This is a genomic window from Subsaxibacter sp. CAU 1640 (assembly GCF_023156585.1).
In the GTDB taxonomy this organism is placed as follows: Bacteria; Bacteroidota; Bacteroidia; order Flavobacteriales; family Flavobacteriaceae; genus JBPOFM01.
The window spans coordinates 44,005-69,642 of record NZ_JALNMI010000006.1; the positions used below are offsets into that span (position 1 = coordinate 44,005).

General features: G+C 37.1%; 23 protein-coding genes. 7 read left to right on the forward strand and 16 right to left on the reverse strand.

Translation table 11 applies throughout. The features are described from left to right. Positions 1 to 78 precede the first annotated feature (78 nt). A complete protein-coding gene (locus M0G43_RS14915) occupies positions 79 to 2,451 on the reverse strand; it encodes a heavy metal translocating P-type ATPase (RefSeq protein ID WP_248027804.1) in 2,373 nt (790 codons plus the stop codon). Positions 2,452 to 2,557: 106 nt separating this feature from the next. Between M0G43_RS14915 and M0G43_RS14920 the strand changes: the two genes are divergently transcribed. Continuing rightward, entirely contained in the window at positions 2,558 to 3,235 is a 678-nt protein-coding gene (locus M0G43_RS14920) for a Crp/Fnr family transcriptional regulator (protein ID WP_248027806.1), read from the forward strand. A 23-nt stretch (positions 3,236 to 3,258) separates the two neighbouring features. Here the strand turns inward: M0G43_RS14920 and M0G43_RS14925 are convergent, their stop codons facing one another. Next, positions 3,259 to 4,473 (reverse strand): glycoside hydrolase family 172 protein, encoded by a 1,215-nt coding sequence (locus M0G43_RS14925; RefSeq protein WP_248027808.1) that lies wholly within the window; start codon positions 4,471 to 4,473, stop codon positions 3,259 to 3,261. 72 nt (positions 4,474 to 4,545) lie between these two features. Between M0G43_RS14925 and M0G43_RS14930 the strand changes: the two genes are divergently transcribed. The 3 genes from M0G43_RS14930 (at position 4,546) to M0G43_RS14940 (ending at position 7,850) form a co-directional block, all read left to right on the forward strand. Beyond that, positions 4,546 to 5,163, forward strand: a complete 618-nt coding sequence (locus tag M0G43_RS14930; protein WP_248027810.1) for a SprT-like domain-containing protein — start codon at positions 4,546 to 4,548, stop codon at positions 5,161 to 5,163. Positions 5,164 to 5,248: 85 nt separating this feature from the next. Beyond that, positions 5,249 to 6,331, forward strand: coding sequence for a mannose-1-phosphate guanylyltransferase (locus M0G43_RS14935; RefSeq protein ID WP_248027813.1), 1,083 nt, complete (start codon positions 5,249 to 5,251; stop codon positions 6,329 to 6,331). 52 nt (positions 6,332 to 6,383) lie between these two features. Further along, complete coding sequence (locus M0G43_RS14940) at positions 6,384 to 7,850, forward strand: DUF389 domain-containing protein (protein ID WP_248027815.1); 1,467 nt, start codon at positions 6,384 to 6,386, stop codon at positions 7,848 to 7,850. Between the two features lie 3 nt (positions 7,851 to 7,853). Here the strand turns inward: M0G43_RS14940 and M0G43_RS14945 are convergent, their stop codons facing one another. After that, a complete protein-coding gene (locus M0G43_RS14945; protein WP_248027817.1) occupies positions 7,854 to 8,621 on the reverse strand; it encodes an ABC transporter ATP-binding protein in 768 nt (255 codons plus the stop codon). Next, positions 8,621 to 9,358: an MlaE family ABC transporter permease gene (locus M0G43_RS14950; RefSeq protein WP_248027819.1), complete on the reverse strand. Its 738-nt coding sequence runs from the start codon at positions 9,356 to 9,358 to the stop codon at positions 8,621 to 8,623. Before M0G43_RS14950 ends, M0G43_RS14945 begins: the two co-directional genes overlap by 1 nt. Before the next feature lie 113 nt (positions 9,359 to 9,471). Here M0G43_RS14950 and pafA point away from each other — a divergent pair, with 113 nt between their 5' ends. Beyond that, the gene (gene pafA / locus M0G43_RS14955; RefSeq protein ID WP_248027821.1) at positions 9,472 to 11,136 is read left to right on the forward strand and encodes an alkaline phosphatase PafA; all 1,665 of its coding nucleotides are present in this window, start codon (positions 9,472 to 9,474) and stop codon (positions 11,134 to 11,136) included. A 1-nt stretch (position 11,137) separates the two neighbouring features. Next, positions 11,138 to 11,947 carry a DNA/RNA non-specific endonuclease gene (locus tag M0G43_RS14960; protein ID WP_248027823.1) on the forward strand — a complete coding sequence of 270 codons (810 nt, stop codon included), beginning with the start codon at positions 11,138 to 11,140 and terminating at the stop codon, positions 11,945 to 11,947. Between the two features lie 32 nt (positions 11,948 to 11,979). On the opposite strand, the gene M0G43_RS14965 is transcribed toward M0G43_RS14960, so the two are convergent. The 4 genes from M0G43_RS14965 to gcvP form a co-directional block, all read right to left on the reverse strand. Continuing rightward, positions 11,980 to 12,828: a glycosyltransferase family 2 protein gene (locus tag M0G43_RS14965; RefSeq protein ID WP_248027825.1), complete on the reverse strand. Its 849-nt coding sequence runs from the start codon at positions 12,826 to 12,828 to the stop codon at positions 11,980 to 11,982. A 68-nt stretch (positions 12,829 to 12,896) separates the two neighbouring features. Then, positions 12,897 to 13,433, reverse strand: a complete 537-nt coding sequence (locus M0G43_RS14970) for a class I SAM-dependent methyltransferase (RefSeq protein WP_248027826.1) — start codon at positions 13,431 to 13,433, stop codon at positions 12,897 to 12,899. 1 nt (position 13,434) lies between these two features. Beyond that, the gene (locus M0G43_RS14975) at positions 13,435 to 14,493 is read right to left on the reverse strand and encodes a 3-oxoacyl-ACP synthase III family protein (RefSeq protein WP_248027828.1); all 1,059 of its coding nucleotides are present in this window, start codon (positions 14,491 to 14,493) and stop codon (positions 13,435 to 13,437) included. 188 nt (positions 14,494 to 14,681) lie between these two features. Continuing rightward, complete coding sequence (gcvP, locus tag M0G43_RS14980) at positions 14,682 to 17,531, reverse strand: aminomethyl-transferring glycine dehydrogenase (RefSeq protein ID WP_248027830.1); 2,850 nt, start codon at positions 17,529 to 17,531, stop codon at positions 14,682 to 14,684. Positions 17,532 to 17,680: 149 nt separating this feature from the next. Here gcvP and M0G43_RS14985 point away from each other — a divergent pair, with 149 nt between their 5' ends. Beyond that, positions 17,681 to 18,511 (forward strand): hypothetical protein, encoded by an 831-nt coding sequence (locus M0G43_RS14985; RefSeq protein WP_248027832.1) that lies wholly within the window; start codon positions 17,681 to 17,683, stop codon positions 18,509 to 18,511. Here the strand turns inward: M0G43_RS14985 and M0G43_RS14990 are convergent. From M0G43_RS14990 to M0G43_RS15025, 8 genes are all read right to left on the reverse strand, one after another. Further along, on the reverse strand, positions 18,488 to 18,766 hold the full coding sequence (locus M0G43_RS14990) for a hypothetical protein (RefSeq protein WP_248027834.1): 279 nt from the start codon (positions 18,764 to 18,766) through the stop codon (positions 18,488 to 18,490). The genes M0G43_RS14985 and M0G43_RS14990 overlap by 24 nt on opposite strands. A 21-nt stretch (positions 18,767 to 18,787) precedes the next feature. Continuing rightward, a complete protein-coding gene (locus tag M0G43_RS14995; RefSeq protein WP_248027836.1) occupies positions 18,788 to 19,339 on the reverse strand; it encodes a sigma-70 family RNA polymerase sigma factor in 552 nt (183 codons plus the stop codon). Positions 19,340 to 19,429: 90 nt separating this feature from the next. After that, entirely contained in the window at positions 19,430 to 20,314 is an 885-nt protein-coding gene (locus tag M0G43_RS15000) for a methyltransferase domain-containing protein (protein ID WP_248027838.1), read from the reverse strand. 4 nt (positions 20,315 to 20,318) lie between these two features. Then, the gene (locus M0G43_RS15005; protein ID WP_248027841.1) at positions 20,319 to 20,750 is read right to left on the reverse strand and encodes a hypothetical protein; all 432 of its coding nucleotides are present in this window, start codon (positions 20,748 to 20,750) and stop codon (positions 20,319 to 20,321) included. A gap of 389 nt (positions 20,751 to 21,139) precedes the next feature. Beyond that, positions 21,140 to 21,643 (reverse strand): GbsR/MarR family transcriptional regulator, encoded by a 504-nt coding sequence (locus M0G43_RS15010; RefSeq protein ID WP_248027844.1) that lies wholly within the window; start codon positions 21,641 to 21,643, stop codon positions 21,140 to 21,142. A gap of 97 nt (positions 21,644 to 21,740) precedes the next feature. Next, positions 21,741 to 23,774: a M3 family metallopeptidase gene (locus tag M0G43_RS15015; protein ID WP_248027846.1), complete on the reverse strand. Its 2,034-nt coding sequence runs from the start codon at positions 23,772 to 23,774 to the stop codon at positions 21,741 to 21,743. Positions 23,775 to 23,971: 197 nt separating this feature from the next. After that, on the reverse strand, positions 23,972 to 24,451 hold the full coding sequence (purE, locus tag M0G43_RS15020; protein WP_248027848.1) for a 5-(carboxyamino)imidazole ribonucleotide mutase: 480 nt from the start codon (positions 24,449 to 24,451) through the stop codon (positions 23,972 to 23,974). Positions 24,452 to 24,473: 22 nt separating this feature from the next. Next, positions 24,474 to 25,628, reverse strand: a complete 1,155-nt coding sequence (locus M0G43_RS15025; protein ID WP_248027850.1) for a 5-(carboxyamino)imidazole ribonucleotide synthase — start codon at positions 25,626 to 25,628, stop codon at positions 24,474 to 24,476. Positions 25,629 to 25,638 lie beyond the last annotated feature (10 nt).

Here is a 25,638-nt window from a genome sequence, read left to right on the forward strand (position 1 = left end):
CCTACCTGAAGTTATGGTTCAAAATTACTTCTGCGTGAATTTCTATTCTATGATATTTATCATGTTCGGGCAGTTTTTTCATTTTAATTTTCGTCCTAAAATGTTAGTTGCAACGGTTGTAAAAATCACGATGCTGATGGAGCTTAATGGCATTAAAACAGCAGCCATCACAGGCATGAGTTGTCCTGTAACCGCAAAATAGAGTCCTATTACATTATAGAAGAAAGAGAACAAAAAGCTCCACTTGATAATCATAATAGCTGTTTTCGACGCTTTGATATAACTATGCAGCTGGTTGAACTTTGAAGCGTTTAAGATGGCATCGCAAGCAGGCGAAAACACGTTGATATTTTCTGAAACTGCAATACCAACATGACTTTGCGCCAAAGCGCCTGCATCATTCAGTCCATCGCCAACCATCATCACATGGGCACCATTGTCCTGATGATGTTTGATGTATTCTAGCTTGTCATTTGGTTTTTGGTTGAAAATGAGCTTGGTTTTTGCAGGCAATAACTTCTTGAGATTGTTGAGTTCGCTAGCATTATCACCTGACAGAATCACCAAGTCATATTCTTTCTTTAGTTTATTGAATAGTTTTGAAATCCCTTTTCGATAAGCATTGTAAAAGGTGAATTTTCCCTTATAACCTTGATTGGTGCTAACGTAAACAGAAGTCTTGAGATCGGTTTCAGGTTGCAATTGTCCTACATATTTCGCGGAACCAATTTTAACCGATTGATCACTTGTTTCTCCATAAATGCCTTCACCTAAATGTTCTTCATAATGATCGAGAGTAACAATGTTATTTTTTTGAAGAATGTTGTATAACGAGCGGCTTAACGGATGATTTGAATGCCTTAAAGTGCTCGTCAACAAGACTGTTTCTTCTTCAGAAAGTGTTTCACCTTCGTAATTGGTTTTGCTCTTTGCATTAGAAGTAATCGTGCCAGTTTTGTCAAAAACAATGGTGTCTATTTTTGCCAATTGTTCTATAACCGAAGCATTTTTAAGATAAAATTTCAGTTTGCCGAAAATGCGCAATAAATTCCCGAGAGTAAATGGTGCCGAAAGCGCTATGGCACAAGGACAAGCGATAATCAACACTGCTGTAAAAACATTTATGGCTTTTGAACTATCAACCACCAACCAGTATAAACTAGCCAAAACAGCAATGCTTAAAACTGCAATGGTAAACCGCTTGCTGATGGCATTGGTAAGTGTTGTAAAACCATCTTCTTTGTTTTTGCTGAAAACATCGTTACTCCAAAGTTGAGTTAAATAACTTTGCTCTACAGCATTCAAGGCTTCCATTTCAATACTTCCAGACGTTTGCTTGCCACCAGCAAAAAGTTTGTCGCCTGATTGCTTCTTAACAGCCTCTGATTCGCCAGTGACAAAACTATAGTCAATATTGGCATTTCCATTCATCAAAATGCCATCCACAGGAATCAATTCTTCATTCCTGATTAATAATCTATCACCTTTTTTGATGTTATAGACCTGAATGGGTGTTTCAATTCCGTTGGAAATTTTTGTAACTGCAATTGGGAAGTAAGATTTGTAATCGCGTTCAAAGGATAAAAAGGCATAGGTGCGTTGCTGGAAAAATTTCCCTAACAAAAGGAAGAACACCAAGCCTGTCAAACTATCAAAAAAGCCAGTTCCTAAATCAAAGATGATCTCAACCGTACTTCTGATGAATAATACTAGAATTCCAAGCGCAATGGGAATATCAATGTTCAGAAATCTTGCTTTGACGCCTTTGTATGCTGAAATAAAATAATCTTGGCCTGCATAAAATACGACAGGCAATGAAAAAGCAAACATCAACCATCTGAAAAGCGATTTGTATTGCTCTAGCCAAAATTCGCCCACTTCAAAATATTCAGGAAATGACAAAAACATGACGTTCCCAAAAGCAAAACCAGCGACACCAAGTTTGTAAATTAAGCTACGGTTAACTTTGTTTTTTCCTGTGTTGAAATCTTCCAAAGAAATGTAAGGTTCATAACCAATTCTGCTTAATAATAAAACCACATCTTTCAGTGAGATGTCTTCTGATTTGTAGGTGATGCGAACCGTTTTTTTTCCAAAATTAACTTGCGAAGCCGTAATATTTGGATTGAGTTTGTTGAGGTTTTCCAAAATCCAGATGCAAGAACTGCAATGAATGTGTGGAATGGTCAAAGTGGTAATTTGATGTTTGCCATCATTGAATTCGGTAAGCTTTTCGATGATGCCCTCATCCGATAGAAAATCATACTTTCCTTGGATTTCTTTTGGTGTATTACCTGGTGCTTGCTGCAAATCGTAGTAACAGGTTAAATCATTTTCAGAGAAAATCTCATAAACTGTTTTACAGCCATTACAGCAGAAATTTTTATCATTATAGATGATGTGCTCTGCCGAACATGCATCACCACAATGGAAACAGGAGGTTTGTTCCATACTATTTGCTCATTTTTACCTATTGCAAAGGTTGAAATGAGCACTCAAAAAAAATATGATATTTATCAGGTTTTAAGTAATTTTACGGAACACTTCAAAATTAGGTATGAGCAAGTGCGAACAGTGCATTATTAGACAATTCAACTCCCTTAAAGCACTTACAAAGGATGAGTTAATTCGTATTTCTGGCTGTAAAACATCCCGCTTTGTTAAAAAAGGCGAACTTATTTTTCAGGAAGGGGAAACGTTAAATGGCGTGTTCTGCGTAAAAGATGGTGTCTGCAAACTTTCAAAATTGAGTGAAAATGGTAGGGATCACATTGTAAAACTTATTGTGAAAGGTGATTTGCTTGGGCAACGTTCTCTAATAGGAAGTGAGTCGGCCAATTTAACTGCTGTTGCGCTAAATGACATGGAGGTTTGTTTTATTCCGAAAGATGAAATTATCAGGGATTTGCAAAAAAACTCCAATTTCTCTATGGATGTCTTACAACAAATGGCCAAAGATTTAAAGGAGTCCGACAACGTCATTGTAAATATGGCTCAAAAGTCTGTAAAAAAACGATTGGCAGAAACTTTACTTTACCTTCATGACAGTTTTGGAACTGATAATGAAGGTGCTTTAAACTTGGTATTGTCTAGAGAAGATTTCTCAAATATTGTTGGTACAGCAACTGAATCGGCTATACGTATTTTGTCCGATTTCAAAAAAGATGGATTGATTTCATCCATTGGTAAAAAAATAAGAATCGAAGATATTAAGGCGCTCGAAACAGTCGAATAGATTTTGAAATTTTACCCAACAAATTATTCTTTAACAGGTAAATTTTCAACACGCTTCGCAACTGCAGGCAAGGATGGTAAGTCTGTCGTCGGCTTGTCCAAATAAAAATAGGCTGTTGCCGATACATCATCCTCTCGGTAAAAATTCGCCCAACCCTCTGGAAGTGATGGGTCGTCCAATGATTTAGAAGTATCGTCCTCTAAAAGATTGATAAACTGCAAGTGATTGTGAAGAGTTACAGGTTTAATATTGATACCTTTTTCAAGAAATTCTATTACTTTTTCTTTCCCTGCGCCGCCAATTTGTTGCATCGTCAATGTGATATCTTTATAGAAATAAACAGGGTCAGGAATATGATAGCGGTAAAAGGCGAACAATCCTTTTTTAACATCAGCAATCGGTGAACCTTGGTACAAATGGCTGTACGCACCTTGGCCATAAGCCGTGCCTATATAATCTTCAGTGCCTGTTCCAATGATGGTTGGGAAATTATGGTCGCCATCTACATACATCTTAACTTCGCCTTCGCCATACCAAGTGTCTTCAAGCGCAGGATCAGTTTTGACACCCATATTTGTTCCTAAAAAACTGCCTTTGCCTGCAATTTTCGGAAGAATTTCAAAATCTTTACCCAGTGTAGTTTTATTTTCACGACTCCAATAGGCGTGGAAATACAGCATATTTTCATCGTGAGTTTCCATCAATAAATCGACATCATAGAAGAGTTGAATCAAATCGGTGTCAGATTCGTTGGTGATTGTGATGCGAGCCGCTTTTTTAAAAGGCATAGGAATGATGCAGTTGAAGGAGCGACCTTCAGGGTCAGAAAAAATGGCGCTTTGAAATGGAAGCCTTTGCCCCAAACCAATACCAAAAAAATCACCAACTGGCGCCGAAACAGCAGGTTTTGAGTTGTCTTCCCAAAACATTTCTATTTTCAATGACCTTAACATCTCTGGGCTACGCTCATTAAAGGTCATCCAAATTCTTTTTACCGTGCCACTACCTTTTAAATCGATTAGGTTTACGGATTCACCTGCTTTTAAAGATTTGAATGCTGCGCCTTTCGCACCTTTGTTGGCTTGGCCACCCTGTCCTTTGTTGCCTGTCACATTTTCAAAACTGACCCATTTTGTTTCCTTGTTTTTGGGCATTTGATACAGTTCTTGCGCTTCAATTTTGAATGAAAATAGAAGACAAAAAAGCAAAAGGATTTTGAGATACAGTTTGAGGTTCATAAGACGAATGTTTGTTGACTTAAAATTACAAAATTATAAGTCCGTTCATACGATTTCTATTATTTTTGCCTTATGCACAATTCACTCGTCGAGTATATCCCTGACTATGCCACAGATTATGTTCTAAATCTGTTGACTCACGATCATTTAGCAGTTAAAGTAAAGCAGGAGCGAAAGACACGCCACGGGGATTACAGAAAACTTCCTAATGGAAAGCATCAAATCACGATTAATTCTAATTTGAACAAGTATCGCTTTTTGATAACCTTGATTCACGAGATTGCCCATTTTGAAGCCTATAAAAACTATAGTCGTTTTATCAAACCGCACGGGAAGGAATGGAAACATACGTTTCAAAGATTGATGTTGCCAGTGCTGAATCCAAATGTGTTTCCGTCGGAATTGTTACCATTACTTGCAAAGCATTTCAAAAATCCAAAAGCAAGTAGTGATACAGATGTTAAGTTAGCTTTGGCTTTAAAGAGGTATGACGAACCTAATGATAAAACTTATATTTTTGAAGTTCCAAAAGGAAGTTTTTTCAAGCTTTACAATGGACGGATTTTTAAGAAGGGTGAAAAAAGACGAACGAGATATGAAGGTGTGGAAGTAGCATCTGGTAGATTGTATCTTTTTAACCCAAATGCTGAAGTGGAACTTATTCCTGCGAAAGCAGAAGTTGCTAGATGAAAACTGGAGCGTGCCAAGATTCAATTTCAGCTATATAATTTCAAGACTAACAACTAGAATATAATTCCATAATAGGAATAACAAAATGAAGAACAAAAATTATTACGCCATCTTGATGGCAGGCGGTGTAGGGTCTAGGTTTTGGCCCGTGAGTACTCAAGATTTTCCAAAGCAGTTCCACGATATGTTGGGTACTGGCGACACTTTGATTCAAAAAACGTTTCAAAGACTGGAACAACTGATTCCATCAGAAAATATTTTTATATTGACTAACGCACTTTATAACGATTTGGTGTTACAACAGTTGCCCAAAGTAACACAGCGTCAAGTGTTGTTGGAACCAGCTATGCGCAACACAGCTCCTTGTATTTTATATGCAGCTTTAAAAATTCAGAAGGAAAATCCTAATGCTGTGATGGTCGTGGCACCAAGTGACCATTGGATTGAAGACGAAAAAACTTTTAGTAACAACGTTCAGCAGGTTTTCGACTTCTGCGAAACCAATGATGTTTTAATGACTTTAGGTATTCAGCCTACATTTCCAAATACTGGTTATGGCTATGTGGAATACGATAAAGATTCATCTAATGCCATAAAACCTGTCAATCAATTCAGGGAAAAGCCTGATTATGAAACAGCAAAATCGTTTATTGCTCAAGGTAATTTTCTGTGGAATGCTGGTATTTTTATGTGGAGTGCTAAAAGCGTTGTGAAAGCATTCCAAAAATATCAAAATGAATTATATGAATTGTTTGCGGAAGGCATACCAGCTTATAATACTCCTGATGAAAATGAATTTATAGCCAACAATTATGTGGATGCGGAAAACATTTCTGTCGATTATGCCATTATGGAGCAGTCTAGCAATGTCTATGTGCTTCCGGCAGAATTTGATTGGAATGACCTTGGAACTTGGGGAAGTCTCTATGACAAGCTAGATAAAGATGACAGCGGAAATGCAGTTGTGAATGCAAGAACCTTGACAGAAGATGCTTCAGGAAATATGATCAGGACCAAAAAAGGGAAAATTGCGGTCATTGATGGGTTGAAAGATTATATCATTGTCGATAAAGAAGAAGTTTTGCTTATATTTCCAAAAGAAAAAGAACAGGACATCAAAAAAGTACTTCAAAAAGTAAAGGACAAATTTGGTGAGCAATACGGATAGTATATCTATTTGATTTTAGTTAGTTGATTGATTCACAATAGCGAAAATAGCGATGGAAGAAAATAAATTCAATTTTTCTGAAGAAGAAGCCAATAAAGACCAGGCTGTAGAGCAATCTAAAGAAGCAGTAAAAAAGGATGCGCAAGGATTATTGCAAAGCATCAAAAAGTTCTTTAGGGAACTGTTGGATTTTAGGGAAGATACCGATAGAGATGCTACCTTGGCAGCCATTAAAGGTGACATTCCATTTAAGGGTGCTACCGCTTGGATTTTAATCTGCTCTATATTTGTGGCATCCATTGGTTTAAATGCAAGTTCCACTGCAGTGGTGATTGGCGCTATGTTAATTTCGCCTCTTATGGGCCCAATTTTAGGTGTGGGACTTTCTATTGCCATAAATGATGTCGATACTCTGAAACGTTCATTGGTCAATCTTGCCATTATGATTGTTTTGAGTTTATTGACAGCGTTTTTGTTTTTCTATCTCTTTCCATTGAGTGAAGATACGTCTGAACTTTTAGGACGTGTAAAACCAGATATTCGAGATGTTTTGATAGCATTTTTTGGTGGTTTGGCGTTGATAATAGCTCGTACCAAAAGAGGAACCATTGCATCAGTCATCTTTGGTGTTGCCATTGCTACAGCATTGATGCCACCGTTGTGTACGGCAGGTTATGGATTGGCAAAAGCCAATTGGCCTTACTTCTTTGGAGCGATGTATCTTTTTACGATCAACACGATTTTTATTGCCTTGGCAACGTTTATCGTCGTAAAGATTTTGGGCTTTCCAATGCTCAAGTATGCCAATTCCAAAAGACGCAGACGTACAGGTCAGATTGCTACTGTGATTGCAGTCATCGTAATGGTTCCGGCACTTTTTACATTTGTGGAAGTATGGCGCGAAAGCCAGTTTGAAAATGCAGTAAAGTCTTTCCTTGATAATGAATTGGAACCTTTGCCACATTCAGAATTCATAAGGGATAATGCGGTGCCAGAATTTTCAAGAGTAAAAGATGAGCAGTCGATTCTTGAGTTGAACACCTTCGGATTGGATCAGGTTGATGACAATACGATTTCGTTATTGAGAGCCCGAATGAAAGATTATCCTGCATTGTCTAATACGAAACTAGTATTCAACCAAAACAGGTCGAAGAATTTGGACAATCTTCGATATATGTCGCAAATACGATATCGCGATTCATTGGATTTGCTTTCTCAATCAGAAAAAATTGAATTTCTAGAAAATAAAGTCGCCAAATTATCGAAATATGAAGCACTTCAAATTCCGTTTGAAGAGTTAAGCAAAGAAGTAAAAATCAACTACGAAAACCTTCAAAATTTATCCTATTCAAGTGTCATCAGTTCTAATTTTACAAAATTAGATACTACGCCTGTCTTCACAGCAAAGTGGAACAATTCTGTTGCAGAAGATGAAATCAACAAGGAAAAAGACAGGTTGTATCGTTGGTTAAAACAAAAATACAAGTTAGATACCTTGGTGGTAAGAAGGGAAAATTAAAATTTACATATCTTCTTCAAGATACATCTTCTGAACACGCTTGAACAAATCTGAAGAGTAAACAAAGTTGGTCACAGCCTCATTATCCGTCTTAAAAATGGTTTTGTTGGAGCCTTCCCATTCCTTGAGACCATCTTTTAAGAAGATGATTTTTTCGCCGATTTCCATTACGGAATTCATGTCATGAGTATTTATCATCGTGGTAATATCGTACTCTTGTGTAATCTCTTGAATCAAATTATCAATAACCGTTGCAGTTTTTGGATCCAAGCCAGAATTAGGTTCGTCGCAAAATAAGTACTTCGGTTTATTGACAATGGCTCTAGCAATAGCAACACGTTTTTGCATTCCACCAGAAGCTTCACTTGGTAATTTTTTATGCGCATCGGCTAGATTCACACGTTTCAATACAAAATTGACACGGTCTTGCATTTCACTTTTGCTTTGTTTGGTAAACATTTTCAAAGGAAACATGACGTTTTCTGCAATGGTCATCGAATCAAACAGTGCGCTTCCCTGAAAAACCATGCCCATTTCCGCCCTTAAATCACTTCTCTCATCATCAGAAAGGTCTAAATAATCATGACCATTATAGGAAATGCTTCCTTTGTCTGGAATAAATAACCCCAATAAACATTTAAGAAAAACCGTTTTCCCTGAACCACTTTGACCAATGATCAGATTGGTCTTTCCTTTTTCAAAGGTTGTACTGATGCCTTTTAAAACGTCATGGTCACCAAATGATTTATATATATCCTTGACTTCGATCATTAACTTAAAAGCATTTGGGTTAAAATATAATTCAACAAGATAATCATCACACTCGTCCAGACGAACGCTGTTGTACTGGCTTTACCAACTTCAAGTGCACCACCTTTCATAAAGTAACCATAATAAGAAGGAATTGTTGCCAATAAAAATGCAAAGACAAAGGTTTTGATGAATGCGTAGGTCATATGAAACGGAATAAAGTCCATTTGAACACCAGTTATATAGTCATCCAAGGTGCTAAATCCGCCATAAATACATGCTGCCATACCACCTAAAATACCAAGAAACATTGCAATTGAAATCACAAAAGGATAGAGCATCAAAGACACAAATTTTGGAAACACCAAATAATTGATGGCATTGATTCCCATAACCTCTAAAGCATCTATTTGTTCGGTAACACGCATGGTACCAATACTCGAAGTAATAAAAGATCCGACCTTACCCGCCATGATTATTGAGATAAATGTAGGCGCAAATTCCAATATGACTGACTGACGTGTTGCAAAACCAACAAGATATTTCGGAATCAAAGGGTTGCTGATGTTTAAAGCCGTTTGAATCGTTACAACACCACCGACAAAAAAAGAAATGAATGCTACGATGCCCAAGGAACCAATAATCAAATCATCAATGTCTTTAAAAATCAAGCCTCGCATAACAGACCATTTGGTGGGCTTGCGAAACATTTCTTTAATCATCAAAAAGTAGGCGCCAATATTATGTATATACGACATAGCAAAATTTGTAACCGCTAAGTTATAAAAAACTTGAACGTTATTAACCTTTATTTAAAATTATGATTCTGTTAAAAACCGTATTTTTGAAATCTACAAACTAAACACTAGAAATGAAATATTTTTTATCGGTACTGATCATGTGCTTTTTTGCCCTTTCTTGTCAATCTCAAAAGTCTGTTTCCACTGCGTCCACGGAGAAAATTTCACCTACCGATGAACGGCCAAAGTTGGTTGTTGGGATTGTTGTTGACCAGATGCGATTTGATTACTTGACGCGTTTTTACAGTAAGTATGGAGAAGGCGGTTTCAAAAGAATGATGAATGAAGGCTTCAATTGTAGAAACAATCATTTCAACTATGTTCCAACGTACACTGGGCCAGGACATGCTTCAGTTTTCACTGGAACAACACCAAAATATCATGGTATTATGGGTAATGATTGGTATGATAAAGAATCGAAGTCAATGGTATATTGTGCGGGAGATTCAACTGTTCAATCAGTTGGTGTAGATTCTTATGAAGGTCAAATGTCACCGCACAGAATGAAAACCACTTCATTTGCAGATGAGAATCGCCTATTTTCACAAATGCAAGGCAAAACTATAGGTATTTCTATTAAAGATAGAGGAGCAGTTTTACCAGCAGGTCACACGGCTAATGCAGCTTATTGGTTTTATGGAAAGGATAAAGGATATTTTATAAGTAGTACATTTTATATGAATTCACTGCCGAAATGGGTCGATGATTTTAATAATTCTGGTAAGGCAGAATCATATTTAAAACCTTGGAATACCTTGTATGATATTGAAACCTATAAAGAAAGTGGCATTGATTTGAATAATTTTGAAGGCGGATTTAGAGGGAAAGAAACAGCGGCTTTTCCTTACGATTTGAAATCCTTGAAAAGTCAAAATGGAGAATATGATATTTTAAAAAGTACTCCCTACGGAAATAGTATAGTAGCAGATTTTGCTATTGCAGCACTTGAGGGTGAACAATTAGGTCAAGATAAAATTACAGATGTGTTAACTGTCAGTTTTTCAAGTACAGATTACGTTGGTCATAATTTTGGAGTCAACTCAAAAGAAATTGAAGATACATACATCCGACTGGATAAAGATTTAGAGCGTTTTTTTAATACTTTGGATTCAAAAGTTGGAAAAGGAAATTACACTGTTTTTTTAACAGCCGACCATGCCGCTGTTGAGGTGCCTTCTTATTTAAAAAGTTTAAAAATTCCAGCGGGATATATTGACTCACGAGATCTAAAAAGTAGATTAACCGAGTTTCTTAATTCTGCTTTTGGTTCTGAAGAAATCATTGAAAACATTAGTAATAATCAAGTGTTTTTAGATCATGCCAAACTAAAGGTTTTAGGATTGAATTTGGAAGAAGTGCAAACATCTATCGTAAGTGAAATGATCAATTATCCAAACATTGATAAGGTTTACACTGCTACAACTATGAGCACGGCAGAATTCAATGCAGGGGTTGAAGCCTTGTTGCAAAAAGGTTTTAACCAAAAAAAATCGGGTGACATTTTGTATGTTTACGACCCTTCATTCATTTCTTATGGACCAAAAGGCTCAACCCATGGTTCAGGATTAAATTATGATACACATGTGCCATTGTTGTTTTTTGGTAAAGGAATCAAGCATGGAGAGACTTATAAAAGAACAGAAATCACTGATATCGCCCCCACCATGTCAGCACTTTTAGGCTTTAGTTTTCCAAATGGTGCCATTGGTCAACCATTGGAATTTGTCTTTGATTAGTTTGAAAAAAAGAAGATTTTACATCATTGTTGCTCTTGTCCTAGTGTTGGGAGTGTATGGCTATGAACATTTTCTAAAGGAGAAAGAGGTTTCTAGCATCATTGAAAATGGGAAAGAGGTAAAGACAGATACTAATGAATTCTTCTTGCCTAGCAGCACTACTGGGCAGGTGATTCATCATCAAGGTTATTCGCTCTCATATAGTGAGCCACACGAACAGGCAGAATGGGTGGCTTATGAACTTAAAAAATCGCACCTATCAAATTCCAACTTTAAACGACCTTATTTTGAAATAGATAAAGCTGTGAAAACTGGCGCAGCCCATTGGCGTAATTATAAAAATTCTGGATATGATCGTGGGCATTTATGTCCGGCTGGAGATCGAAATTATAGCCAACAAGCGCACGACGAAACATTCTTAACAAGCAATATCAGTCCTCAAGAGCACGAGTTCAATTCAGGTATTTGGAATACGTTGGAGCAAAAAACGAGGTATTGGGCCAGTAAATATGATGGTGTTTTTGTAGTGACAGGAGGTGTTTTGGAGGATGGCCTGAAAACTATTGGAGATGAGGAAGTAGCTGTTCCCAATCAATTTTACAAAATAATATTGGACGCCAACAATGGAAATATTAAGATGATCGCTTTTTTGATGTCTCATAAAAACTCCAATGATCCGCTTTATAAATTCGTGGTTTCTGTTGATTCTATTGAGAAACTCACAGGAATCGATTTTTTTCCTGAATTAGAGGATTCTATTGAAAACAAATTGGAAGCTTTGGCCAGTTATAAAGATTGGAATTTCAATTGAACAAATGTCTATAAAAGAGTTATTGGTTGATTTTAAAAGAACTTCTTAAAAATTCCTTTCCAGCGTAAGTTTCTAATGAATTGCCCTTCCTTTTCGGATACCAAAAATTCTGTTTTTGCTTTTTTCGCACGAAAAAATCCGTTTATATAATCCTTAAATAAAGCATAACTATTCTTTTTGTAAGCCAATTTCAAAGCTGAAATCAAGGTAATCATAAAACCATAACGCATTTTGTACATAGCTTCTCCTTGAAGATATTTTGAAGCTTTGTTGTAACTGATTCCTGTAGGTTTTAGGTGCTTTATATGTAGTGAGTCATCCGTTAAAATTTCCCAACCGTGATATTTCGCCAATAACTCATCAACAGTGTCCCATCCCATTGAAGGTTTTAATTTTCCAATGTCAAGAAAGCACTGTTTTCTGTAGGCTTTTAAAGCGCCTCTTATATGGTCTTTTCGAGTCAAATTCTCCAAAACCCATTCATCATTTTTTTTGATGTAACAGAATCCGCTTGCCATTCCCAGTTTGTTGTTGTTTTGAAAATGATCTGATAATACTTCCAAATAGTTTGCAGGAAAGATTAAATCAGCATCAAACTTACAAATCACATCGTATTCCGTATCAAGCGTTTCAAAGCCCTTATAAAATGCATTGATGATTTTTGAGCCAGGCAAATGTTTATTCGATGAGGTTTTGTTCACCACCGATATCCAAGGATATTTTTCAGCAAATTTGTTGGCTATTGTATAGGTATTGTCAGATGAATTATCATTCACCATCACCACTTTTTTTGGCACGAGAGTCTGTCTCACCAACGATTCCAAAGTTAAACCTATGGAATCTTCTTCATTATGCGCTGGGATGACGATGTAGAAATTCATTCAACAAATTTCAATATTAAAAACCCAAATCCCAATTATTAGAGGTTACTTTTTTTGGAATTTGGAATTTAGAATTTGGAACTTTGCGTTCTTTCTGCATAAACAATATAATATCTTGGGGTAAATAGCCGCAATAACGGTCTTATACCAAGCTTCTTTGTTGGGTTCGTCCATTTATCTCTTGCAACTATTTTCCAGCCGGCTTTTTCCAGTAGCCAGTCAAATTGCCAATCCTCAAATTCGTGATAGTGTCGGTCCCAAGCATCCGTTTTACTTCTGTAGGCATTAGAAAACCACAAGCGCATAGGAACACTCGCTACTAACTTATTGGCTTTTATTGATTTTAAAACCGTAAGAGGCGATAACAGATGTTCAAAAATTTCAAATGCAGTGACAACTTCCGCAGATGAATTTTCAATAGTTGATGTATCAAAATCCAAATCTTCACCCTTTGTGTTTTCAACCAAATATCCTTCATTCTTCATAAAATCTGTAAAAGGATTTTCCACTCCTAAATCTAAAACTGAAGAATTAGTTGAAATATGTGATTTTAGAAATTGAAGGTTTTTTTTATACCTTTTATTTGGGAAAGTGTGCTCGTACATGTTAGTATTTGTAAACGATAGCATTGATATGCATTCCAGCACCAACACTTGCAAACATAATGATGTCACCTTTATTCAATTCTTGCCCTTGTATCTCGTTGTTGCGAACCATATCATATAATGTTGGAATCGTGGCAACAGAACTATTACCCAATTCCTGAATACTCATAGGCATAATGCCATCAGGGATTTCAGCATTATAAAGCTTGTAGAAACGCTTCAAGATGGCTTCGTCCATTTTTTCATTTGCTTGATGGATGAATATCTTTTTGACCTCCTCAATACCTACGCCTGACTTATCCAGGCAAGCTTTCATAGCCAATGGCACATTGCTCAATGCGAATTCGTAAATTTTACGGCCATCCATTTTGATGTATCGCGTATCGGGGCATAAATCTTTATTGTTTGAATTGCCAAAAAACAGAAAATAAGCTTCATCATACGTAAAACTTGCTGTTTCGTGAGCCAAAATGCCACCTTCATCATCAGTTGCCTCCACGATGGTGGCACCAGCTCCATCACTATAAATCATAGAGTCTCTGTCGTGTTTATCGACCACTCTCGACAATGTTTCAGCACCAATAACTAAACACTTTTTAGCAATACCAGCTTTAATGAATGCATTGGCTTGTATAACACCTTCAACCCACCCAGGACATCCAAATAAAATGTCGTATGCCACACATTTTGGGTTTTTGATTCGTAAACTATGCTTTACTCGTGATGCAAGGCATGGCAAAATATCACTTTGAATGGTATTGTGTTTGACATCGCCAAAATTGTGAGATACAATTATATAATCCAATTCTTCAGGATCGATTTTAGCGTTGGCAATTGCTTTTTCGGCTGCAAAAAATCCCAAATCGGAAGCTGTCAAATGATCAAATGCATAACGTCTTTCATCAATCCCAGTAATCGCCTTGAACTTTTCAATAATTACTTCATTTGGATGGGTTAAGGTGGACCCATCAGTATTTAAAAATTGATGTTTGTAAAAGTTCTCGTTTTTTTCGATGCTACTTGGTATATAGCTTCCTGTTCCTGTGATTTTGATGGACATATTTAGGGATGATTACAGTTCAATTGACTAATGTACTTATTATTAATATTTGTTGTTTTGATTTTGGTTATTTTTTCAAGAATATTATTGAATTTTTAATGAAAAGCTATTAATCTTATCAAATTTAAATGAAAAAAGCCCTTTTTCAAATTTATTAAAAAAGAGCTTTCTTGAAAGTTTGGTTGCGTTTAAGCTTCCATATATTCCTCAATAGGTGCGCAAGTACAGATTAGATTTCTGTCGCCATAAGCATCATCCACACGTCTTACCGATGGCCAGAATTTATTCTCTTGAATATAGTCCAAAGGATATGCCGCCGTTTGTCTTGAATATGGAAAATCCCAAGTATCAGCTGTCAACATAGCCAAAGTGTGCGGTGCGTTTTTGAGAACATTCTCGGCGTCATCTTTGGACGCCTTGTCAATTTCCTTTTTGATGGATAACATCGCATCACAAAAACGGTCCATTTCTTCCTTACTTTCGCTTTCCGTAGGTTCAATCATCAAGGTTCCAGCTACCGGGAATGATACTGTAGGAGCGTGGAATCCGTAGTCCATCAATCGTTTTGCAATATCTGTTACTTCAATGCCATTTTCTTTGAATGGTCTGCAATCCACAATCATTTCGTGTGCTGCACGACCTCTTTCACCAGAATAAAGAGTATCAAACTGACCTTGAAGGCGCTGCTTGATGTAATTTGCATTTAAAATAGCAGTTTTAGTAGCTTGTGTCAAACCTTCAGCTCCAAGCATTTTGATGTATCCATAAGAAATCAAGCACACCAGAGAAGAACCGAATGGCGCCGCAGATATAGCAGTAATGGCTTTGTCACCTCCTATTTTGATGATTGGATTTCCAGGCAAGAAAGGTACCAATTGTTTTGCTACGCAAATTGGTCCAACACCTGGTCCGCCACCTCCGTGAGGAATGGCAAATGTTTTATGTAAGTTTAAATGGCACACATCAGCACCAATGTTTCCTGGATTTGTCAACCCAACTTGAGCATTCATATTGGCGCCATCCATATACACCTGTCCGCCATTATCGTGAATGATTTTCGTGATTTCTCTAATGGCTGACTCGTACACACCGTGTGTAGATGGATAAGTAACCATCAAACAGGATAGGTTGTCTTTGTGAAGTAATGCTTTTTCGCGTAAATCATCGATGTCAATATTACCTTCATCAGTTGATTTTGTAACGATTACTTTCATTCCTGCCATCACAGCACTGGCAGGATTGGTGCCGTGCGCTGAAGACGGAATTAAGCAAATGTCTCTATGATGATCGCCTCGTGATTCGTGATAGGCTTTGATGACCATCAAGCCAGCATATTCACCTTGTGCACCAGAATTTGGTTGCAATGAAGTAGCGGCAAAACCAGTAATTTCGGTTAAATAATCTTCCAGTTTTTTCAACATAATTTGATAACCTTCAGCTTGCTCAACTGGACAAAATGGATGCATTGTGCCCCAATTTGGCCAACTCAAAGGCAACATCTCCGCGGCTGCGTTCAGTTTCATAGTGCAAGAACCTAATGAAATCATCGAATGATTCAAGGATAAATCTTTGCGCTCAAGCATCTTGATGTAACGCATCAATTCAGTTTCAGAATGATGTTTATTGAAGACATCCAAAGTCAAGAAGTCAGACTGACGTTGGAGAGGTTCTGATATGTTATTGACGTCTTTAATCGAAGTGATTTTGACTGTCTCTTTTTCTCTGTTTTTGGCAAAAATCGAAACAATTTCATTGGCATCCTTGAGAGATGTTGTTTGGTTGAATGAAATGGTAACGGTATCCGCATTAGGATAATAGAAATTGACTTCGTGTTGTTCAGCTATCTTTTTGATATTTTCAGCATTAGCCTCCACCTTGATAGTGTCAAAATAAGAGCTGTTTTTCTGTTTGTAACCAAGTTCTGTTAAGGCCTTGGCGACGCTGGAAGCAGTATTGTGAACTTTATCAGCAATAAATTGAAGGCCTTTCGGTCCGTGGTAAACAGCATACATACCAGCCATCACAGCCAAAAGAACCTGTGCCGTACAAATATTTGAAGTCGCTTTATCACGTTTGATATGCTGCTCTCTAGTTTGCAAAGCCATACGCAATGCTCTGTTGCCGTTCATATCCTTTGTAACACCGATGATACGTCCAGGAATATCTCTTTTGTAAGCTTCTTTAGTCGCAAAAAACGCTGCGTGTGGACCTCCGTAACCCATTGGTACTCCAAAACGCTGGGTGGTTCCGACAACGACATCTGCACCAAATTTCCCAGGAGCCTCTAGTTTTACCAAGCTTAAAATATCGGCAGCAACTGCTACTTTAATTTGATTTTCATTGGCTTTCTCGATGAAAGATTTGATATCGCTAACCAATCCGTCTTTTCCTGGATATTGAAGAATAGCACCAAAGAATTCCGAAGAAAAATTGAAGGATTCTTCAGGGCCAACTACCAATTCAACACCAATAGGCGTTGCTCTAGTTTGTAATAAGGATAAAGTTTGTGGCAAAATCGCTTCAGAAACGAAAAACTTATTGACGTTGTTTTTCTTTTGATCACGCTCACGCACGGCAAAAAGTAAACTCATTGCTTCCGCAGCAGCTGTACTTTCATCTAACAACGATGCATTCGCAATTTCCATTCCGGTCAAATCGGTCACCATAGTTTGGAAATTCAACAAAGCTTCCAAACGTCCTTGGGCAATCTCTGCTTGGTAAGGTGTGTAAGCTGTGTACCATCCTGGGTTTTCAAGAATGTTGCGTTGAATAACCGCTGGAACGATGGTAGGATGGTATCCCAAACCAATGTAAGATTTAAAAACCTTGTTCTTTTTTGATAATTCCAAAACGTGGTTGAGGTACTCATATTCGGTCATTGGCTCATCAAGATCCAACTCTTTTTTCAAGCGAATATCATCCGGAATGGTTTCATAAATGAGTTGGTCAAGAGAATCAACTCCAATAGTCTTCAACATTTGATTTTGGTCGTTTTCATCAGGACCAATGTGGCGAAGTGCGAAAGCGTTTGTATTCATTAATGCAAAGTTGTGTTAAATTCCAGCGTGTGCTGGAAAGGCATTTTTTCAAGCGCAAAATTACGCAATTAAAGAGCATTTTTAGTTAAGTAAAACTAAAGTTTTTAACGATTAAACGGTCTTATTAACACAATGCGTATTTTTACTAAATGAAGATTTTAAAGCAGATTTTTGATTTTTACATCAACAGTAGCATTCACGTAGCATTATCTGCATTTGCACTCTCTTATATCACTTTGATAAAGTTTGAGCAGCCATTTGATTTTTGGGTGTTGAGCTTCATCATTTTTGCAACCATTACGGGCTATAATTTTGTTAAGTACTTCGGTCTGGCGAAATTCCATCATCGCAGTTTGGCAAGTTGGCTCAAAATAATTCAGATATTTTCAATGTTGTGTTTCCTGTTGATGTGCTTTTGTGCTTGGCATTTGCAGTGGGAATCTTTGGCCTATATTGCCATCTTTGGTGTCATCACTTTTTTGTATGCCATCCCATTTTTTCCGAAGCGATTTTTTATGGACAAGCAAAAAAATCTTCGTAGTATTGGTGGTTTGAAAGTTTATGTGATCGGATTGGTTTGGTCTGGAGTTACGGTGTTGCTTCCTCTTTTGAATGGTAATTTTCAGTTTAATGATGATGTGTGGCTGACCGCATTTCAGCGTTTTATTTTTGTGATAGTTTTAATGCTACCTTTTGAAATACGCGATTTGAAATATGACAGCCTAAAACTATCTACGATTCCTCAAACCATCGGTGTCAAAAAGACAAAGACCATAGGTGTTTTGTTGACTATGGTATTCTTTTTCATTGAATTTTTTAAAGATGAATTAAATTCCAACGAAATTTTGATGTCTTTGATGATTACGGTTTTATTGATGATGTTCGTGATATTTTCGAAGAAGGAGCGAAGTGATTACTATAGCTCTTTTTGGGTAGAAGGAGTGCCGATACTCTGGCTAGGATTGCATTTCATTTTTTAAATGCTCATTGAAACGTTCAACAAGCACTTCACGCTCTGACTTGTGGAGGCATTCTACTCTTGAAGTTTTGATGGTAGTCGTAAGTTGATTATTTTTCTTAACATAACTCTTTGTCATATTACACCAAATAAGTCGCAGATTCAGTTTGAGCATTTCCCAAAATGATGCTTCGCCATATTGTTTTTTATCACAAATATGAAATGCCTCTTCGCAAGAAATAAACAAAAGACTTTTTCGTTTCGATATCTCTTCCATTTTGAAAGAATTAATTGTTAGTTAGAGCCATTTTTTTTCAAGACATTCGGCCAATTGTGTCCTGGCACGATGCAAGATAACCCATAGGTTAGACGCAGTGATGCCCAATTCATTACAAATGGTTTCTGTTTCATAGCCCAAAATGGTCTTCATTTTAAAAACGGTGGCCTCTTTTTCGGAAAGCTTATCCATACAATTATAGATGGCATCTCCAAGTTCTGAATTCTCAATTGTTTCTTCAGCATTCAATTGACCGTCATCTTCCGCACGTTCTTCGAGCCAATCACCTTCTTGGTCATCATTCACATAGGTCATTCGCACTTCGGCTTTGCCTTTGTTCGAATTGATTTTTCGGTAATAATCAATGATTTTACGTTTAAGGATAGAGATCAACCAGGTGCGTTCGTTGGCTTCACCTTTAAAATTTTTCATAGACTTCAATCCAGCAACAAACGTGTCCTGTATTAAATCCTTGGCAATCTCTCTATCATTTACACGAGTGATGGTGTAATTAAAAAGATAATCGGAATACAGGTCTATCCAGTTATTGGGATTGAGCTGATGGTTTGACATTTAGGTATCGCAATTTTTATCAAAAATAGGATAAAAAAGTGAATGTTTTTAATCGAATGAAAAATCGTTTTGCCGCATTAAAGAGTATTGTTATTGATTTGCTTTTTTAGCAGTTATGATATAGTATCCAAAGCTTTTCATATGCAAACCAGATACTAATGCATAGAATGAACCTTTTAAGTTGTGCAGACTTTCACGTTTTAGCGAACCTTTGCCAAATAAACTCTTCAGCATAAAACCAAGGATGGCAAAAGGCACGTGAAGTACGGATGGTGCCACTCTAAACGAAGCGTCTTCGACTTTGATTTCTGAAAAACCTTCTGCTTTGAGTTTAGCGACCATTTTATCAATAGTTTCCAGTTTTGAAAGACTCCAATGGTCACAAAGTTTTTTATAGGAAAGATGGCTTCCATAGCAAAGCTCTTCTTCCTCCTTCTTTAAAAAGGCATCTGCAATAACCAGTTTGCCATTTGGTTTTAGTATCCGATAGGCTTCTTTTAAAGATTCACTGCTATGTCCTGAATGGCAAAAGCTCTCGATGGCCACAGCTGCATCAAACGTGTTGGATTGAAAAGAGGTGTGGTTGTAGTTTTCTTTTAGAATCGTTCCTTTTTGATTTTTTAAAAGTTGGTTTCCTTTGGTCACTTGAAAATCAGATAAAGTCACACCGAAAGCTGAAAGATTCGAATGTTTTTTAAGGGCGTATCGCATCGTGCCACCCATTCCGCAACCTAGATCGGCTAGGAGGGAGTGGTTGTTTGAAATACCTAAACGGTTAATCACTTGATTGTTCATTTCATTCAGCATTGCATCTCTTTTGAAAACGCAGGTTTTAAATGGGATGAAATAACCAAAATGCATATTAAAATCTTGGCTCCAGAATTGATAGTCTTCGGTTGCTTCATTATAGAAGTCAACCATTTCTATTTGTTTCGACTTTGAAAGGTCTTTTATGTTGATGGCTGCTGTTTTCATTGTTTTAGTGATTAAAGACGTTAGTAATGAATAGAAGAGAATAAACGACGGCAAATAGAACAAACAAGGCATTCATTCCATAATTTCCGATTTTGAACAATTTTCTCTTCGGAATCTCGTACATTGGGTAGTAGGCTATTTGTGTAGCAACTTTTCCAACCCAATAAGCGGCAATCAAACCTGTGATAGCGATGGCGAGGTTAGTGGCATTTTTTAAATCATTTGGAATCAAAATGGCAATCAAACCAAATGAAAAGTTGAGTCCTTGAATGTATCGACCATAAGTTTTGGCAATTTCTTGATTCAAAGGTTTTAATTGTTTCACATCATTATACCAATCAAAAACTTGATGCCGAATATATGGATAAATCAGTGCTGTGAAGATTTGCCCACATCCTCCAAGAACGATAAGCCAATTTGGAATTTGAATGTTCATAATAGTTGCTTTTTAATATTTTCAATGATTTTGGTAAAATAGACGGCTAGACCCATCGGAATTATAGCCAAGCCTATGAAAAAAGATATAAAGTAGTCGCTTAATTTTCCCCAATCAATAAAAAAGCCTAAGGCATATAAAAGGGTGAGAAACCAGTATATTTTTAGATTCTTTTGTGATTTGTGATTGATTTTTTTCCAGTATAATACTATTATCAATGAGCATAATATTTGAAAACTACCCAGAATTATTTCGGCCATAAAACCAAGATAAATTGTTGCAAATAAAATGAACGTAGTTATCAGCAATATTCTATTAATTGAAATCAGTATATTCATTTCTATAATATTAAACTTTCAGAAAATATTGAAAGTATTATTTAAAAATTTTTACTTTAATAGTTTTACCAATGATTTGGTAATCCAATTTTGTTTTTGATTGACCAAAGTATTTAGCATCGCATCAGCCGATTCTGTCAATTCGTGCAATGCCTGTGTTTGTTTGATCAATTCCTTCGTCTTTTCTGTGCCATCGTCCTTAATGGATGAAACTTCCTGCAATACTTTTACAACAGGCTGAATTTCCCTTCGACTGCGCTCTTTTGCTACAATACGTGCCAACTCCTGAACATCTTTTTGTGTGGTGAAGAACTCCTTTCGCTCACCAGGCACCAACTCTTTACTTACAATGCCCCAATCCATCAATTGGCGCAAATTCATACTTGTATTGCCGCGAGAAATCTGAAGCTCTTCCATAATATCTTCCATGGACAAAGCTTTAGGAGATATAAAAAGCAATGCCTGTATCTGCGCCATAGCTTTGTTGATTCCCCATAGCGAACCAAGACTTCCCCAAGTATTGATGAATTTTTCTTTTGCTTCTTGATATTCCATAGAACAAATGTATAAATAAATTTTAAACTTTCAAAAATTATTGAAAGTTTAATTGAATAAAAAAGGCTGAAGTTGTAGTTCAGCCTTTATCAATATTTTATTTTTCTATTAGACCTGCTCGTTTTAACAAGGCATCAGGTCTTGGCTCTTTACCTCTAAAGCGCTTATAAAGCACCATTGGGTCTTCGATGCCTCCTTTTGAAAGCACATTGTCCTTAAACTTGGTCGCAACTTCTTGATCAAAAATACCTTTTTCCTGAAAAAACTCAAAAGCATCCGCATCCAAGACTTCCGCCCATTTGTAGCTGTAATATCCTGAAGAATAACCACCTTGAAAAATATGTGAGAAAGAAGTACTCATACAATTTTCAGCAACATCCGCAAATAATTGTGTGCCTTCAAACGCCTTCAGTTCGTGTGATTTGACATCTACAACATCAGTTGGGTCAATACCGTGCCACGCCATATCCAAAAACCCGAAGCTCAATTGTCTCAACGTTTGCATTCCTTCGTGGAAGGCTGCGGAATCTTTTATTTTCTGAACTAAATCCATCGGAATCACTTCACCTGTCTGGTAATGCTTCGCAAATAATTCCAACACTTCTTTCTCGTAACACCAATTTTCCAATACTTGGCTTGGTAATTCTACAAAATCCCAAAATACGCTCGTTCCAGAAAGACTAGGGTAGTTGGTATTCGCTAACATACCGTGGAGTGCGTGGCCAAACTCGTGAAAAAGTGTGGTCACCTCGTTAAAGGTTAAAAGGGAGGGTTTGCTTTTGGTTGGTTTTGTAAAGTTGCACACGATAGAAATATGCGGACGTTCATTCTCACCATTTTTCACAAACTGTGGCTTGTAAGACGTCATCCAGGCACCATTGCGTTTGCCAGGTCTTGGGAAAAAGTCGGCATAAAAAATCGAAACCAACTGACCCTTTTCATCCGTCACTTTATAAGTCAACACTTCTTCGTGATATTTGTCAATAGTTGTAATTTCTTCAAAATGTAAACCATATAACTTTTGAGCAATCGTAAACGCACCATCAATGACGTTTTCCAGCTTGAAGTAGGGTTTGAGCTTTTCATCATCCAAATCAAATAACTTTTGCTTTAATTTTTCAGCATAGTAAGCGGAATCCCATTTCTCCAATTGATTGATACCATCAGCATCATTGGCAAATTCTTGTAGCTCGACGAACTCTTTCGTAGCGGCAGGTTTTGCTTTCTGAAGTAATTCATCTAAAAATGATTCAACTTTTTGAGGTGTTTTCGCCATACGTTCTTCAAGTACAAAGTGCGCGTGCGTTTGATAACCTAACAATTGTGCGCGTTCAAATCGAAGTTTTGCAATTTGAAGCACATTGTTTTGATTGTCTAATTTATCACCTTTAAACGCCTTTTTTCCTGCTGCAATCGATAGTTTTTTACGCCACTCACGATTATCGGCGTATGTCATAAATGGAATGTAGCTTGGATAATCCAACGTAAACATCCAGCCATCCTTGTTCTTGCTTTCGGCAAGCTGTTTTGCTGCCTCCACTGTGCCTTCTGGCAAACCTGACAGGTCGTCTTCATTGGTGATTAACATTTCGAAATTATTCGTTTCTGCCAGGACATTTTCGCCGAACTTCAGTTTCAACTGACTCAACTCTTTATCAATTTCGCGGAGACGTTTCTTTTTTACTTCGGATAAATTTGCGCCATTTCTTGAAAAACCTTTGTATTTCTTGTCAAGAAGGGTTTGCTGTTCAACCGTCAAATCCAACGAATCTTTTTGGTCATAAACCGTTTTGACGCGTTTGAATAATTCTTCATTCAAAGTAATGTCATTGCTGAATTCTGATAACAATGGTGACACTTCTTGAGCTATTTGTTGCAGCGTATCATTAGTTTCAGCTGAATTCAGATTGAAAAAAATACTGGAGATTCGGTCCAATTGCTGTCCTGAAAATTCCAAAGCTTCTATGGTATTTTCAAAAGTTGGCTTCTCTGAAGAATTTGTAATGGCATCTATTTCATTTTTAGCTTCTTCAATGGCACTTTTAAACGCAGGCATAAAATGGTCATTTTTTATCTTTGAAAAAGGTGCGGTATTATAAGTTGTTGAAAATGGAGTATTTAAAATATTCATTTGTTTTGTAAGAATTTTAATTGTCCGGATGTTAAACTTTGTTAAGTTTAAAACATTGTTCTAAATTAATTTCGATTTTTTTTAAATCATTAAAATATATTTCTATTTTTGCCACAGTTATATAGGAACATTTGTAATGTTATTCATATATAATTGATTAATAGCGGTGAAAACCTCGGCCAAAAGCCGAGGTTTTTTTATAAGTTTTTTGAAGATTCAATCACTTTTTCTTTCAGCGATTCTTTATAAGCAATGACTTTATTTCGAACCACTTCATCAGAACTTCCAACGATTTGTGCTGCCAAAATCCCCGCATTCTTTGCGCCATTTAATGCCACAGTCGCCACAGGAACGCCTCCAGGCATCTGAAGTATTGATAAAACAGAATCCCAACCATCGATACTGTTACTGCTTTTTACGGGTACACCTATGACTGGTAACGGAGAAAGCGATGCCACCATTCCTGGCAGATGGGCTGCGCCGCCTGCACCAGCAATAATCACAGAAATGCCTCTAGTATGAGCGTGTTTCCCATAATCAAAAAGTTTTTCTGGCGTACGATGTGCAGATACAATATCTACTTCGGTGTCAATACCAAATTCCTTTAAAATGTCAATGGCTTCCTGCATAATCGGTAGGTCGCTCCTGCTTCCCATAATGATTCCTATTTTGCTCATAAAATCACAATTCTATAATTGATTATTCACTTATCACTTTAATACTGTTCTTCACATCTTCCGCAATAGACCTTGCCATATTCAAATCTTCATTTACAATAGTAACGTGGCCCATTTTTCTGAATGGACGTGTCTGCTTTTTTCCATAAATATGAGGTGTTACGCCTTCCATTTGCATAATGTAAGCAATATTTTCATACACCACATTGCCTGTATATCCTTCGGCACCAACCAAATTCACCATTACGCCAGCCACTTTATTATCCGTCTTTCCCAATGGTAAATCCAAGATGCATCTCAAATGTTGTTCAAACTGTGAGGTAAAACTCGACTCAATGGTATGGTGACCAGAATTATGAGGTCTGGGCGCAACTTCGTTCACTAAAATATAATCATCTTCGGTTTGAAACATTTCAACAGCCAGCAACCCAACGTGATTAAATGCTTTGGATACTTTCATTGCAGTTTCCTGCGCTTTTAAAGCCACCTTGGTGGGAATTCTCGCAGGACAAATCACATACTCAACCTGATTTGCTTCGGGGTGAAATTCCATCTCCACCACAGGAAACGTTTTTACTTCACCGCTTGTATTGCGACTTACGATGACTGCCAATTCATTTTTGAACGGCACCATTGTTTCTGCAATGCATTCGCCATCCTTTAAGTCTTTTAAATCGTCTTTGCTCCGTACAATTTTTACGCCATTGCCATCATAGCCAAATTGTGCAGCTTTCCAAACAAATGGCAATTGTATTCCGCCATTGTCAATGGCATCTTCAATTTCTGAAACATAAGCAAAACGCACAAAATCAGCAGTTGGAATGCTGTTGTCTACGTAAAACAACTTTTGTGTGGCTTTATTTTGAATGGTGCGTAAGGTCTTGGATGCTGGATAGATTTTTTTGCCTTCTTTTTCCAAGGTTTCGAGAGCGTCCACATTCACATTCTCGATTTCTATGGTCAGCACATCCACTTTCCTTCCGAAATCAATAACAGTTTGGTAATCCATTAAATCTCCTTGGAAAAATTCATTGCAGGCAATCTTGCAAGGCGCATCAGCACTCGGATCCAAAACACAGGTGTAAATGTCAAATTTTCGGGTGTCATTGAGCAGCATTTTCCCCAATTGTCCACCACCTAAAATACCGAGTTTGAAATCTGAAGAAAAATAATTCATGATGTATTGC